Consider the following 13,750-nt stretch of genomic DNA (forward strand, 5'->3'; position numbering starts at 1 on the left):
GTTTGCATTATTAGCCGGAAAACATGCAGGGTAAACATAAAAATATGCTATCGCTTCATTCGCTTAACTGACTTTTTGATACTTCCGTCCTCCTCCCATTGAAGGGCGCGATACTCGGCATCATGGTAAAAAATAAACCAAGCATCTTTTTCTGCTGCGAACGCCTGCCATTTCTGCTTTTGCGAGATAGAGGTCATCGGATAATCATCGTAAGCCAGCACCCATAGCGGATTGCGGTGGGCATGTGTCGGCATCAGATCTGCCATATGTACGGCAGTTTCACCCGCATCTTCGCATATCAGGACACTGTGTCCGTCGCTATGGCCTCCGGTGTGATGCATTGTAATACCCTCTGTGATCGTTAAGGTGTCTTCAAAGGTTTTGACTTGGCCAGCTACAGCCTCCCAATTTTCTTTCCAATACGTATTTTTCGACCTGATATTCGGATGGCGCATTTCGTCCCATTCAACAGCTGATGTATAAATCACTGCATTCGGAAAGACAGAGACGAGCCGTTCACCTTCATATTCCGTTAAACCGCATGCATGATCAAAATGAAGGTGTGTCATTGCGATCACATCTATATCGGCAACCGTTAATCCGAGTGCTGCTAACGATGGTTTCACATTCGACTCTTGTGTCACGCCATAGTTTCGTTTTTGTTTATCAGTCAGCTTGCCGTACCCAATTCCGGCGTCAACGATGATATTGAGCCCATCCTTTTGAATCAAAATAGGGTCTGTTCTTAGTTCAATCTGGTTTTTTTCATTGACTGGATATTTTTTAGACCAAAGCGGCTTTGGCACAACGCCGAACATGGCGCCTCCGTCCATATGCGTCACGCCTCCGTCAAGCCAGGTCAACGTGATGTTTCCAATTTTCATTGTTTCCATTTTCATCCCCCCTGTCATCATGGTAGCAAACGGCCCATAAAAAAAACAGACTCCTGTCAGAGTCTGTCTTTACGTTCTCCATTCAACCTCAGCCCGATAGATCGGCTGGCCGAGTGCAGAGAATTTTTCTTCATATTCTGTCATAATATTGCCTTCCAGATTGCTGTTATGCAAATCGAGACTGACGTATGTCAGCAGGAGGCCGTACTCAGAGAAGCTCTTCAAAGAGTACTCAAATAAACCTCGGTTGTCCGTTTTAAAATGAATCGATCCGCCTTTGCCCATTACTTCTTCATATTTTTTGAGGAAGTGGGAATATGTCAGGCGGCGTTTTTCATGACGTTTCTTCGGCCAAGGATCAGAAAAGTTCAAGTAGACCCGTTTCACTTCCCCCGGCTCAAACACATCCGTCAGCGTGTCCGCATCTATATTCAGAAGCTTTACATTCTGCGCTTCGCTGTCTTTTACTTTTTGGACGGCTGTCACGATGACGCTTTTAAATAACTCAATACCAATATAATTGATGTCGGGATTTTGTTTGGCCATACCAGAAATAAATTGGCCTTTTCCTGTACCAACCTCGATATGGATCGGATTGTCGTTGCCAAACACTGTGTTCCATTTCCCTTTATAATCAGCAGGATTGCTGATGGCAATATCTGCGTTTTCAGCCAAAAAGTCATCAGCCCAAGGCTTGTGGCGCATTCTCATATGATTGACACCTCTATCTATTATTTCGACTAACAACATACCATGAATTAAAAAGACCCGCAAGCTCGTTTTTCCAGTGTATCTCTCTTAAGACCGAGCGCATAAAAAAAGAGGGTCCCGTCTGCTGGAACACTCCTTTCACATGTATAAAAACGCTCTGTTTTGAACAATTTAACCCGTATGATACTGAAGGGATGTGTACCGTTATGGGTTTACATTATGAGCATCAAGTTCATTTATTGAAGGATATATTGACTGACCATCAATTGGACTGCTGCGGAACAGTCGCAGAGTACGAGCAGCTTGAGCGTGTGATTAAATCACTGATGGCAAACACCGAGCTTGATTCAAATTTCAAAAACGTGCTTGAAGATGTTTACCGCTACAGCCAATCAGGAATATCGTCCAAATCCATCGACTCACACATACAAGAGCATCAGAACAGCCTGTCTCAATGGGTAGAGCAAATGGATTCGTATTCCTGATTAATCAACAATTCGTTTCATGAGGATATGCAGCTCTTCCATTGCATCATGAAATTCCTTATCATTGCCTTTTGCTTTATGCCAGGCAATGAAAGTAATTGTTTCAGATAACACATACCAAGCCATTCGCAACCGAAGGCTTTCTGTCAGCTCTATGCCGTACATGCTCAGCCAGCTCTCCCAAGCTGGCTTTTCGACGTAGTGGTACAGCAAAGGCCCGAGGTCCATCGCCGGATCAGCGATCATGGCGCCGTCCCAGTCAATTAAATACAGCTGGTTGTCTTCAGACAATAGCCAGTTATTATGATTGACATCACAATGGCAAACGACTTTCTCACCGAAATGCACTTCATGCAGGTGTTCTTCCAAATACTTGATCCCTTCTTGAATCAGCGGCGAAGATTGCTGCACAGCAAATACAGCCTGCTTCAGCTGAGACAAAAGAGCCCCCGGGTTCAGCGGTTCTTTTCCAAGTCTCTTCAGCATGTCCAGCAAGGCTTTTGATGTGTGTATTTTACGAAGCAATTCAGCAACGGGCCGTCCGCTCATGTCTTTAGGCTTCAGCTCTCTGCCGGTCATCCAGTGCTGGGCCGTAATGACGTCCCCATTTTCCATCCGTTTTGTCCAAACCAGCTTCGGAACAATGCCTTCGGCGGATAAAACAGCTAAAAAAGGTGAGCTATTACGTTTTAAAAAAAGCTGCTGCCCGTTATGTTTCGCATAATATGCATCTCCTGTAGCTCCTCCGGCGGGGAAGATCTCCCAATCGCTACCTAGTAATTGTCCCAACCAGTTCATATCAATGTTCAACCCATCATTTCTTAAAATATTTTAGAATTAAGGCTAATCGTTTCTAGTCTATCCAGCGAATGCCTTTTTCGTACGAATCGTATAAAAATAAAAAAGACAGCTATTGAGAGTCTCATATGCTAATCAATAGCCGTCCTTTAAATTTTAGCGCTATAGCACAAACTTCGTCAAGCAAAACTCTTAAGATCTGATGCTAAATATAAGATAACCGTTCCGATGCCGTTTACTGCAACCGTTTTCTTGATTTCTGCCGGGTCTTCCTGAAATCCTGATGGATCACATAAAAGCCGATAAGGTATGTCGTTTGGCAGCCTCCACTCGACGGAGTCTGGACTCGCGTGATGGATAACAATGATATCTTTCCATTCGTCAACCTCGTCAAGATCATAAAGCCTGTATGCGATAAGGTGTTCTTCTAGCGTCAAGCATTCAAGATGGCGCCGGATGTCTGCAGCGGACCTAAGACGGAATGCAGGATGCGCTTTTCTCAGCGAGATCAGCTTGCAGATATAATGAACATCTTCTTTGAACGTTCCACGGCGATCCCAGTCGAGCTGGTTGATGCTGTCACTGGATTGATAGCTGTTTTCCACTCCCTGCTTCGTCCGGAAAAATTCCTGGCCGCTGTGAATAAACGGCACCCCTTGGGCAAGCAAAATAATCGCGGCTGCAAGCCTTTGCCTGCTTCGCTTTCGGCTGTCATTTTCTTGAGGAAGCGCGAAGCTCATTTTATCCCAAAAGGTGTGATTGTCGTGTGATTCGACATAATTGATGGACTGGCTTGGTTCCGGAACAATCGGTGCTAATGCCTTCCATCCGGAAGACCCGGCAATTCCATGCATCACAGCTTGTGCTGATTCACCGCTGCCGAGCGCAAACCCTGCTGCCTTAAGGTGAAAGGTGTTCCCTTTTACAGCGTCACGAAACATATCATTAAAAAAGCCGATGCCCGGCATTCTTGGCGCGTTCGCCAAAGCAGCTTTCTGTTCATGCGGCAGCGGTGTAGCTAGATCCCACCCTTCTCCAAAAAGCAGGATTCCGGGCTTTGCCTTAGTTGCTTTCTCTTTCATATAAAGCACGGTGTTAATATCTAAAATCCCGAGGAGATCAAAGCGGAAGCCGTCAACATTGTATTCTTCAAGCCAATAGACCACGCAATCCGCAATGAATTTTCTTGCCATCCTTCTTTCTGATGCAATATCATTGCCAACGCCGGTGCCGTTTGATGGCATCCCACATTCGTCGTGCCGGAAAAAATAACCTGGCACTGTCTTTTCAAAGGGGGAATTCTCCCTCTTATACACATGGTTAAAAACAACATCCAGAATGACTCGCAGACCGTGCTGATGCAGGGTATTGATCATTTGTTTCAGCTCTGTTTTTCTCGTTTGAGGATCATGAGGATTTGAGGCATAGCTTCCCTCCGGGGCAAAGAAATGAAGCGGGTTATATCCCCAATTGTATGCATCAAGCGGCTTCTCTTCATCAACTCCGGCAAAATCATTCACCGGCAGAAGCTCCACATGTGTCACACCAAGCTCTTTTACATACGTCAGTCCCGAAGAACTGCCATTTGCGGTTTGTGTATCAGTTTCCGTTAATGCTAAGTATTTTCCCTTGTTTATCATGCCGCTGTTTTCATGGATGGAGAAGTCGCGAAGGTGCGTCTCATAGATGACGGCATCCACAGGGTGTGAGAATGGTTTAAGAGGAGCAGTCCATTTCATTTGATCCGGGCGCAAGACGACGCCCTTCTCTCCATTTACAGTCACAGCCTTGGCATACGGGTCAACTGTTTCCATCCATTCTAAATTGTTGCAGATGCAAAACAAATACTCATACCCGTGAAGGTCACCCGTGACCGTAACAGCATAGACACCCTTTTCCAAGCGATTCATTTGGAATGTGCGCCCGCTTTTATTGGGGTGTGAAAGCTTGACAGCAGCTGAGGTTGCAGCAGGCGCCCATACTTTAAATACGGTATGATCCGCGGTATAAACGGCGCCCAGCTCTCCGTCATAATAAAATTCGTCATCAAACGCAGCCGTCCGGATGACAGCGCCAATTTGGAGATCCGTTTTGTGGCCGCTGGATGCTCTGACGCAATGGATTTTTCCAAATGTCACAGGATGGTCGGATACGCAGACGTACTTGTATTTTGCTTCAAGGGAGTATTCCTCCCTGACAGCCAGAGGAAAAACTGTTGTTTCTGTCTCAAGCCGAAACGGCGGTGTCATGATTTCCTTTTGTTCAGCAGGAATCAGAACAGTAATGATATTCATATCATCGACATACGCTTCGAAGCTGCGGCGGATGCTGACCATCGGAAGCTCTCTCCTCCAAACACGTTTATGTTTTGATCCTTAGGGGTGAAGGACTAGATGCCAGACGAAACGGGGTAGTGCCCATGATTTCTCCGTCAGCATGGAACGGGATTTTGTCCTTCGTGTAAAATGTAATGTCCTTCGCTTTAAACATCGTAACGCCATCCATCTTTGTATGTTTTCCAAATGCCATGAGACATAAAAGCCAATATTTTTTCAAAAACGGCTGGTTTTCAACGATTACGATATCAAATGTCTTCTCGCGCGGATTTGCTAGGGGCGCCGCCTTCATGCCTCCCCCGTAAAACGGATGGTTGGATACAACGGCAAACCAGACATCATGAAATTCGCGCGTCTCGTCTTCCGTCGTACAAGCTAACGTAAACGGCTTAAAGGTTGCCGAAGCGTGCAAATGAGAAAGCGGATACACAAGAAATCGAAGGCGGAGAAAAAGAAAAACCCGTCTCAACGGAAATTCCATCGCCTTTTTATTGACATATGCGTCAAACCCGATCCCGATGTGATTCATAAAATAAAGAATCTGTGATTTATCCTGAAGGAAATTGACGCTCCCTAAATGAAAGGTTCTTGTTAACGGGCGCTTTACCTTCTTGATTTCCTGTATCAGATCGATTTTTTTAATAGAGAACCCTCGCGAAAAATCATTATACGCGCCCGCCGGCACAAAGCTCAGCTCAATATCGTCAACATCTTTCAGCCCGTTGACAACTTCATGCATGGTTCCGTCTCCGCCAATGACGATCAGGCGCTTCAGCTTATATTCCTGTATCGTTGAAATCTGTCTGGCGAGCACCTCGGCGTGTCCCGGATGTTCAGTTAAAAATGAACGGTGCTCAACCTTTCGTTTGATCAATTCTTTTTGAATGGACTTCCAAACACGCAGGCCGTTTCGATGTCCTGCTGTCGGATTAATAATAAAAAACCAATGGCTCATCTTTCTCACCTGCTTATGTTATGAGAAAACCGCTCAAATCGTTCTCTTTTACTCCAGCCACTCCTGTCTGCGATAGGAGTCAGACATGCAGTAAGACAATAGAGCCTTTGCAGCCTTTACCTGATGATGTTTGATCGGAGCAGTGTTTTTCTTCTGCCGCTCAATCCATTCTTCCGCGCTCCGCTTATCCGCTATTTCTAAGCCGTATGGCGGCTCCGGGTAATCGATGTACGACGTTCTGCTCAGAAGCAATTTTCGAACCGGAATCTCAGCCTGTTTTTCCTTTACGATCTTTGACACAACCGAGTCCGTACGAAACAGGCTAAGCCCTGGATTTAACACTGATGCAGTCTGAGAGGCTGTTTTCTTGTCCCAAAAACGATTTTTAGACCCTATGTAGACACTGTCTTCCTCAGCCTCTAAAAAAGAAACGCAATAAATTTCCAGAGGAGAAATAATCACAATGCTTAATTCAACCGCCGCCTGCTGAATTTTCAGCACAGGCTTATACATAATAAAATAAGAATCAGGCAGCTGCTGGGTCAGATAACGCAAAATGCGGTCCTGCTTCACTTGGTTTGAGAGTTGAGATATTTCTGAAAGAGTAGAGCTTGCCCATTTGAGCTGAAAATCATATAAATGTCTTTTATAAAAAGAAGCAAGCGCCACTCTGCTCTTCGGGAGCCTTACATGAATATCTTCTTCGTCCTCAAACCATTGGTGTCTCTCTTCTTGTATATCGGCTTTTATCTCTTCTTTTCTTCTTTTCAATGAAAATTTTTTTCGTTTCTGCACCGGTTCCGGTTCTTCAGCTCTGGCTTGCCTTTCTTCATGCTGGCGCTCCGCTGCTTCTACTAGTGAAAGCCAGCGCTCTTTTTTCAGACGTACAAACTGGTTGATATAATGGTACGGATCAAGCTCATATCTCGATATATAATCATGAATTTTGATGATTTGTGCCATGTTTGTTTCTCCACTCCGCAATGAATTAAGATAATTGAAATTTGAATATTTCCTCGTATTTTGGTGATTGGTTCAAGTGTATTTGAAAGAGCGAAAATCGTTCAGCCATCATCGAAACCTCGCCGCTTTCAAACGGAACATGAGCTGGAAATCCATTTTCGCCTGTCCATTTTCTTGCCAGCGTCATATGAGGATGATACGGTCTTTTTTCCACTTGAAAGCCGGCCTGAAGTACAGCCTGCTTCGTATGTTCCCGCAGTCTATCAAGCGTTTTGTTTTTCTTTGGCTCCAGATGTAAAACGCGCGGCCTTCTGCGGTCGCCGAATACATCTATCTTGTCAAACTCAATTGAAAATGGGTCAATTTCTGAAGCAATCTCTGCTAGCGAACCTTCAAGCTTCTTTATTTGTGTCTCATCCGCCGCTCCGAGAAAAATTAACGTGATATGATAGTCAAGCGGGTGCACCCATTTTTGAAACGTCAATATCGGTTCGTTTTTCGCAGCCTGGTAGATCGGATTTGCAATTCCCTCAGGTATGGGAACGCCGATGAAATAATGAGGCCGTATATCTGGCATCCGTCTGACACTCCCTTCTTTGACAGCTATTATTTTATCAATAAAGAGGCTGTGCGGATAGAGGAACAGTGTATGAAAACACTCTCGCACAAACGTTTATTATGTTAGGATATTATATGACACTTGTTTTATTCAGAAAGGAATGACAATGTTGAAAATCGTTGCAAACACAGCTGATCTGATAGGAGATACACCGCTAGTGAGATTGAATCGGCTTCAGCCGGAAAATGCGGCACAAGTCTATTTGAAGCTTGAATTTTTCAATCCGAGCGGCAGTGTGAAAGACAGAGCCGCTTATCAAATGATCATAGAAGCTGAACAAAACGGTTTACTCAAGCCGGGATCAGTTATTATAGAGCCGACAAGCGGAAATACCGGCATCGGGCTCGCCATGAATGCGGCAGCACGCGGATATAAAGCAATTTTAGTTATGCCTGATACGATGACGAAGGAACGGATCAACCTACTTAAAGCTTACGGTGCAGAGGTTGTATTAACTCCCGGAGAGGAAAGAATGCCGGGCAGCATCAAAAAAGCGAAGGAGCTTGCCGAACAAATTCCGAACAGCTATATTCCAATGCAGTTCGATAACACTGCTAATCCTGATGCGCACCGGAAAACAACAGCGCCTGAAATCGCCCGGGCAATAGAGGAAATCGGAAAACCGCTCGGCGCTTTTGTAGCCTCCTCTGGAACGGGCGGAACCATTACCGGAACAGGTGAGGCGCTCAAAGAGCTTTTTCCGGATATCACGGTTCATGTTGTTGAGCCAGCGGGTTCGCCTGTATTATCCGGCGGAAAACCTGGCGCGCATAAACTTGTAGGAACGAGCCCAGGCTTTATACCGCCGATTTTAAATGAAGACGTTTATGATGAAATTATCAAAATCTCTGATGAAGACGCGTATACGACGACAAGACGGCTTGCTGCTGAAGAAGGAATTCTTGTCGGTCCTTCATCAGGCGCTGCCTGCTTCGCGGCAATCGAAACAGCGAAACGCCTCTCTCCTGACAAAGTTGTGGTCTGCATGACAGCTGATACAGGAGAACGGTACTTATCAACTGATTTATGGTCATTTATTTAAAAAAAGGACTGGCTTCAGCAGAAGCCGGTCCTTTTATTTTGCAAGCTCGTAAATGGCCTGAGCATATAACGCTGTCGATCTCAGCAGGTCATCAATTTCGATATATTCATCCTTTTGGTGTGCGCTGTCAGGGCGTCCGGGGAACAGCGGGCCGAACGCGACACCGGCTTTTAAGGATCTCGCATATGTCCCCCCGCCGATTGAGATTAAGTCAGCTTTTTTACCCAGCTGGCCTTCATAAACCTTTTGCAGGGTTTTGACTAACGGATGATCTGCGGACACGTGATGCGGCTTGCTGTCTTTGAATTCTCCCAGATCAAATTCAGATGCACTTTCGAATGCATCGCGAATCGCTTTGCTTTCTGCTGTCACAGGATAGCGGATATTGATCCCGAGCTCGCCTCCCTGCCCTTCTTTATAGCGCAGTGTTCCGACATTTAATGTCAACTCACCGCTGATTTCATCCTCACAGTCGATGTCCAGTTTTTTTCCTCTTGTATCACCTGAGAACTTATCTGTCACAACTTGCACAAACCGCTTTCCTGCATCGTCAAGCTCAGTCTGCTGGAGAAATTTGCACAATAAAATGCCGGCATTGATCCCATTGTTCGGTTCCATCGCATGGCAGGAAAGACCGTACATACGCAAAATGAGCTGTCCGTTCTCTATTGCAGCTTCCCCTTTTTGATCCGTCGTGCGGAGCATGTCTTTAAATGAAGACAGAATCTCTTCATTTTTCGGCCCTTCAATGACAGCTTCCGCAGCGTCGGGCACCATGTTTAAGCGAAGGCCTGATTGAAACGAGACAAGCACTGCCTTTGGTTCTGCTTGATTTGGGCGGTGCGGAATAAGTAAAGAAGCATCGATGATCCCTTTTTCCGCATTAATGATTGGAAAATCGGCGTCAGGCGCAAAGCCCATTGTTGGCATTTCTTCATGCTTGAAATAATGCTCTACGCATCTCCAATCGCTTTCTTCATCTGTTCCGATAATCATTCTGACTCGCTTGGACAGGGGCAAATTCATGTCTTTCACGATTTTCAGCGCGTAGAATGCCGCCATTGTCGGGCCTTTGTCATCAATGGCGCCCCTTGCATAAATCCGTCCGTTGCGGATTTCAGCTGAAAATGGATCACTCGTCCACCCATCTCCCGGCGGCACGACGTCAACATGGCAAAGTACGCCGATAATGTCATCGCCCTCCCCCCATTCAATATGACCTGCGAAGCCGTCAAGATTTTTTGTTGTAAAGCCTTCTTTTTCTCCAAGCTCCAGCAATGAAGTCAGGCTGGCATTTACCCCTTCTCCAAACGGTTTACCGGGTCCAGCGGTTGTTTCGTCCATGACACTGTTGATTCTCAAAAATTCCTGCGTATCACGAATTAAATCCTCTTTTTTTCTGATCACTTCAACTTCCCAGTTCATAATGATCCCCTTTCCGCAAGAAATGACTTGCAAAAACCAAATAAAACGAATAATATTAATGGTGTTTTGTTAAAACGTTCGTAATTGGAGGATACTATGTTTCATCTAAAAGAGCAGCAAACATCCATAAAGCAAGAAATCATAGCAGGGCTGACGACCTTTTTCACAATGGTCTATATCGTCGTGGTCAATCCGGTCATTCTGGCTAACGCCGGGGTTCCTTTCGACCAGGTTTTCACCGCAACGATTATTGCCTCCATTGTCGGAACGCTGTGGATGGCCCTGGCAGCAAATTATCCGATTGCTATTGCGCCCGGCATGGGCTTGAACGCTTATTTAGCCTTTCATGTCGTAAGCGCAAGCGATGGCGGCATCACGTACGCAACAGCTTTCAGCGCAGTATTTACAGCAGGGGTTCTCTTCATTATTCTATCGTTAACGCCTTTAAGAAAACAACTTATAGAAGCGATTCCAAACAATTTAAAATACGGGATCACAACTGGGATCGGGCTGTTTATTGCTTTTATCGGTTTGCGTCAAGCGGGCATTGTGGCAGCTGATGAGTCAAACCTGGTCACTCTCGGCAATCTGCATTCACCTGGTGTTATCTTAACGCTGGTTGGCCTTTTGATCAGCGTGGTCCTGATGGTGCTGAATGTAAGCGGCGCTTTATTTATCGGAATGGCAGCTACCGCTTTGATCGCCTTTTTCACCGGTCAGCTCCATTTTCCAAAGGGATTTATGTCGCTTCCTCATTTGCCGGAAGGATTGATGATCTCAAATCCATTTACCGCTTTTGGCGATGTCATTCATCACGGCCTGTACGCTGTCGTCTTTTCTTTTCTATTAGTCACCATTTTTGATACGACAGGCACGATGATCGGAGTTGCCGAGCAAGCCGGGCTGATGAAAAACAACAAGCTGCCAAACGTGCGAAAAGCGCTGCTTGCTGATTCAACCGCGACAACAGTAGGAGCTGTTTTCGGCACAAGTCCAACGACTGCATTTATCGAGTCTTCCGCCGGTGTCGCAGCCGGAGGAAGAACGGGGCTTACGGCTTTGACTGTCGCGGTGATGTTTGCGGCTTCAATGTTTTTCAGTCCGCTTGTCAGCGCCTTGTCCGGTATAGCCGCCATCACCTCGCCTGCTTTGATTATCGTCGGCAGCCTGATGATGGGTTCAGTTTCCAATATGAACTGGAAAGAGATGGACGAGGCATTTCCAGCGTTTCTCGTCATTCTGGCCATGCCTTTGACATCCAGCATTTCTACAGGAATTGCGCTTGGCTTTATTTCATATCCGATCGTAAAAGCGGCGCGGGGAAAATGGAGAGAGATTCATCCGCTCGTCATCGTTTTCGCCATTCTGTTTTTCATCCAGCTGTTTATTTTATAACATAGACCAAAAAACCCAAACGTCGCCGTTTGGGTTTTTTATGTAAACAATAAAGAGACAGCGGCCGCTAAAAAACAACAGGCGGCAAACGCATAGTGCAGGATGTTGATACAGCTTTTTCTGGCCCGATAATATTCATCACTTTCCTTATCGGTGCCAATTAAAAAAGGGGCATCCATGACCTTGTCAAAAATAAGCGTCAGGATATAACGGCAAACCCCTGTGTATACCAGCAGCGCAATCACCTTCAGCCAAATTGGGGAAACAAATATGAGAACGGTGAAAGCTGACAGTAGCATGTACATCTGCCTCGCATACTCGCCATTCCTCAGCATGACTTTAAAAAACAATTCCTTATAGCCTGTGCAGATCGTTCGTCTTTTAAATATCCTTTTTGAATTTCTGTATAATAACGGTTTTCTTCTCATCCTGTCTTTTACTTTTGGCATTCCCGCCTCCTGACTCATCATCATCACAAGTCCTGCAAGGGCAAGCCTGCTTTTTTTCTCTTCAGTCACCTCAGCTTCAAAAGCCGTGAACGAAGCCGTCTTTTTCAAACTGCGGATAACTGAGAAAAGCAAAAATAAAATGCCAAAAAGCGCAAGCAAGTGCCACTGAGTCAAAACAATCAGGATAGCAGAACCAGCAAAAAATATAGCTCTGACAAAAATATCGCCAATCCATCTCGAAATGGAGCGCGGCTTTCTGATCCTGTCTTGCTTTAAGGATAAAAAGAATATATGAAGGCCAAACAAATAACACAATAGAGCAGTGCTTTCTGCGAATGTGATGTGAACAGAATGACTGATCAAGGGAAGGACAATGAAAAAGAGAAGCAGCCATTTAGCCATCGTGACGAGAAAAGAATACAAAAGCGCGTACCGTTTGAGCTGATAGATGATTTCCTTCTTTTGCAGCAAAAACACTTTGTCCGCTTCCATTAAAAATGTACGAATCGAGCCTGTAAACATGATCAGCCCACACACAGCGTACAGCCATCTCCACTCCGCCACTTCAGACCACTCATAAAGAAGACCTCTTCCATTCATCAAATCAATATACTGATAGATGACAAAAGCAATCGCCGGCAAAACAATATAGAGAGCGACTGTCCAGTCAATGACCGCATGCAACACTTTAAACTGATACTTGTAATAGTCAAACAGCCTTCGAAAAAAGAGCGTACGCCCGTTCATGGCCGATCACCTTGAACTGCCTTATAAAAACAGTCAAGCAATGACTGCCCCTCTAATCCGGTCTTGTCCTGAATATCTTTTAACGTGCCTTGGAGAAATAATGAACCTTTCTCAATCATATAAAACCGGTCACAGATTTTTTCCGCGGTATCGAGTACATGCGTGCACATCAGAATTCCGGCTCCACGTTCTTTTTCAGCCTTAAGCATGTCCACAAAGCGTTTCGTCGATATCGGATCAAGGCCGATAAACGGTTCATCAATCACATACATATCCGGCTTAGAGAGAAAGGCCTGGATAAGCATTAGTTTTTGCTGCATGCCCTTCGAAAAGGTGACAGGCAGCTCATGTTTGACATGATCAAGCGAAAACGTCTGCAGCAGGCTTTGGGCCCGATGCGCAAATTCTCTCTCTTCAATGCCGTGGAGTGTGCTGATCAGATCCAAATGCTCCCACAGCGTCAGTTCTTCGTAAAAGGACGGATGCTCCGGAATATATGCAAATGAACAGTCGTTCCAGGCAATATGCCCTTTAAAATCTTCTGAAAGGCCGAGTATCGCCTTGATTGCGGTGCTTTTTCCGGCGCCGTTAGCTCCGATCAGTCCAACTAGTTCCCCTTTTCTGACTTCCAGAAAAACATCGGTGAGCACTTTTTTTCGGCTTGTATACCCGGCCTGTTCTATTGAAGCTTCAAGCAAATTTGTCAAAACTCACCCACCTCCAAAATTTACTACGAAACAGAATAAAAAAAGTTTCTTTAACCATAATAATATTGAGCCGAAATACATAGTAATCCAACAAGGATGGCTGCCCAACGCGAATTGGAAAAAATTAATAGGAGTTATCCCTAGATTCATCACTGCAATATCGTGTATAATGAGGGCGAATTATTTTAACAATTACAGATGTCTGCCTTTGTTGCTATTTCGTAC

The 13,750-nt window shown here is 45.3% G+C and carries 13 protein-coding genes; 3 read left to right on the top strand and 10 right to left on the bottom strand.

The window, feature by feature from the left end:
* Window positions 1–47: 47 nt before the first annotated feature.
* Window positions 48–893, bottom strand: coding sequence for an MBL fold metallo-hydrolase (locus tag MHB62_RS15360; RefSeq protein ID WP_032722353.1), 846 nt, complete (start codon window positions 891–893; stop codon window positions 48–50).
* A 69-nt stretch (window positions 894–962) separates the two neighbouring features.
* Complete coding sequence (gene trmB / locus MHB62_RS15365; protein WP_004398646.1) at window positions 963–1,604, bottom strand: tRNA (guanosine(46)-N7)-methyltransferase TrmB; 642 nt, start codon at window positions 1,602–1,604, stop codon at window positions 963–965.
* Between the two features lie 206 nt (window positions 1,605–1,810).
* On the opposite strand from trmB, the gene MHB62_RS15370 reads away from it, so the two are divergent.
* Window positions 1,811–2,089, top strand: coding sequence for a YtzH-like family protein (locus MHB62_RS15370; RefSeq protein ID WP_003237926.1), 279 nt, complete (start codon window positions 1,811–1,813; stop codon window positions 2,087–2,089).
* Here MHB62_RS15370 and MHB62_RS15375 read toward each other — a convergent pair whose 3' ends face one another.
* From MHB62_RS15375 to thpR, 5 genes are all read right to left on the bottom strand, one after another.
* Entirely contained in the window at window positions 2,090–2,887 is a 798-nt protein-coding gene (locus tag MHB62_RS15375; RefSeq protein WP_009967993.1) for a phosphotransferase family protein, read from the bottom strand.
* A gap of 179 nt (window positions 2,888–3,066) precedes the next feature.
* On the bottom strand, window positions 3,067–5,223 hold the full coding sequence (gene pulA / locus MHB62_RS15380; RefSeq protein WP_032722354.1) for a type I pullulanase: 2,157 nt from the start codon (window positions 5,221–5,223) through the stop codon (window positions 3,067–3,069).
* Window positions 5,224–5,248: 25 nt separating this feature from the next.
* Window positions 5,249–6,178, bottom strand: a complete 930-nt coding sequence (locus MHB62_RS15385; protein WP_003229243.1) for a diacylglycerol kinase family lipid kinase — start codon at window positions 6,176–6,178, stop codon at window positions 5,249–5,251.
* 48 nt (window positions 6,179–6,226) lie between these two features.
* The gene (locus tag MHB62_RS15390) at window positions 6,227–7,141 is read right to left on the bottom strand and encodes a hypothetical protein (protein WP_029726421.1); all 915 of its coding nucleotides are present in this window, start codon (window positions 7,139–7,141) and stop codon (window positions 6,227–6,229) included.
* Window positions 7,142–7,166: 25 nt separating this feature from the next.
* Window positions 7,167–7,718, bottom strand: a complete 552-nt coding sequence (gene thpR, locus MHB62_RS15395; RefSeq protein WP_014480581.1) for an RNA 2',3'-cyclic phosphodiesterase — start codon at window positions 7,716–7,718, stop codon at window positions 7,167–7,169.
* A gap of 148 nt (window positions 7,719–7,866) precedes the next feature.
* Between thpR and cysK the strand changes: the two genes are divergently transcribed.
* On the top strand, window positions 7,867–8,802 hold the full coding sequence (gene cysK / locus MHB62_RS15400) for a cysteine synthase A (protein WP_003229237.1): 936 nt from the start codon (window positions 7,867–7,869) through the stop codon (window positions 8,800–8,802).
* A gap of 33 nt (window positions 8,803–8,835) precedes the next feature.
* Here the strand turns inward: cysK and pepV are convergent, their stop codons facing one another.
* Window positions 8,836–10,227 (bottom strand): dipeptidase PepV, encoded by a 1,392-nt coding sequence (gene pepV / locus MHB62_RS15405; RefSeq protein ID WP_032722355.1) that lies wholly within the window; start codon window positions 10,225–10,227, stop codon window positions 8,836–8,838.
* A gap of 96 nt (window positions 10,228–10,323) precedes the next feature.
* Here pepV and pbuO point away from each other — a divergent pair, with 96 nt between their 5' ends.
* A complete protein-coding gene (pbuO, locus tag MHB62_RS15410) occupies window positions 10,324–11,622 on the top strand; it encodes a hypoxanthine/guanine permease PbuO (RefSeq protein WP_014480583.1) in 1,299 nt (432 codons plus the stop codon).
* A 38-nt stretch (window positions 11,623–11,660) separates the two neighbouring features.
* Here pbuO and MHB62_RS15415 read toward each other — a convergent pair whose 3' ends face one another.
* Both MHB62_RS15415 and MHB62_RS15420 read right to left on the bottom strand, forming a co-directional pair.
* Window positions 11,661–12,818: an ABC transporter permease gene (locus MHB62_RS15415; RefSeq protein WP_032722356.1), complete on the bottom strand. Its 1,158-nt coding sequence runs from the start codon at window positions 12,816–12,818 to the stop codon at window positions 11,661–11,663.
* Window positions 12,815–13,525: an ABC transporter ATP-binding protein gene (locus tag MHB62_RS15420; protein WP_015714539.1), complete on the bottom strand. Its 711-nt coding sequence runs from the start codon at window positions 13,523–13,525 to the stop codon at window positions 12,815–12,817. Before MHB62_RS15420 ends, MHB62_RS15415 begins: the two co-directional genes overlap by 4 nt.
* Window positions 13,526–13,750 lie beyond the last annotated feature (225 nt).

This window comes from Bacillus sp. FSL K6-0255, from assembly GCF_045040725.1.
Lineage (GTDB): Bacteria > Bacillota > Bacilli > Bacillales > Bacillaceae > Bacillus > Bacillus subtilis.

Bases quoted from the DNA above. Each gene is read 5' to 3' on its own strand.
- MHB62_RS15360 (WP_032722353.1), bottom strand. From the start codon at position 893: ATGGAAACAATGAAAATTGGAAACATCACGTTGACCTGGCTTGACGGA.
- trmB (WP_004398646.1), bottom strand. From the start codon at position 1,604: ATGAGAATGCGCCACAAGCCTTGGGCTGATGACTTTTTGGCTGAAAAC.
- MHB62_RS15370 (WP_003237926.1), top strand. From the start codon at position 1,811: ATGGGTTTACATTATGAGCATCAAGTTCATTTATTGAAGGATATATTG.
- MHB62_RS15375 (WP_009967993.1), bottom strand. From the start codon at position 2,887: ATGAACTGGTTGGGACAATTACTAGGTAGCGATTGGGAGATCTTCCCC.
- pulA (WP_032722354.1), bottom strand. From the start codon at position 5,223: ATGGTCAGCATCCGCCGCAGCTTCGAAGCGTATGTCGATGATATGAAT.
- MHB62_RS15385 (WP_003229243.1), bottom strand. From the start codon at position 6,178: ATGAGCCATTGGTTTTTTATTATTAATCCGACAGCAGGACATCGAAAC.
- MHB62_RS15390 (WP_029726421.1), bottom strand. From the start codon at position 7,141: ATGGCACAAATCATCAAAATTCATGATTATATATCGAGATATGAGCTT.
- thpR (WP_014480581.1), bottom strand. From the start codon at position 7,718: ATGCCAGATATACGGCCTCATTATTTCATCGGCGTTCCCATACCTGAG.
- cysK (WP_003229237.1), top strand. From the start codon at position 7,867: ATGTTGAAAATCGTTGCAAACACAGCTGATCTGATAGGAGATACACCG.
- pepV (WP_032722355.1), bottom strand. From the start codon at position 10,227: ATGAACTGGGAAGTTGAAGTGATCAGAAAAAAAGAGGATTTAATTCGT.
- pbuO (WP_014480583.1), top strand. From the start codon at position 10,324: ATGTTTCATCTAAAAGAGCAGCAAACATCCATAAAGCAAGAAATCATA.
- MHB62_RS15415 (WP_032722356.1), bottom strand. From the start codon at position 12,818: ATGAACGGGCGTACGCTCTTTTTTCGAAGGCTGTTTGACTATTACAAG.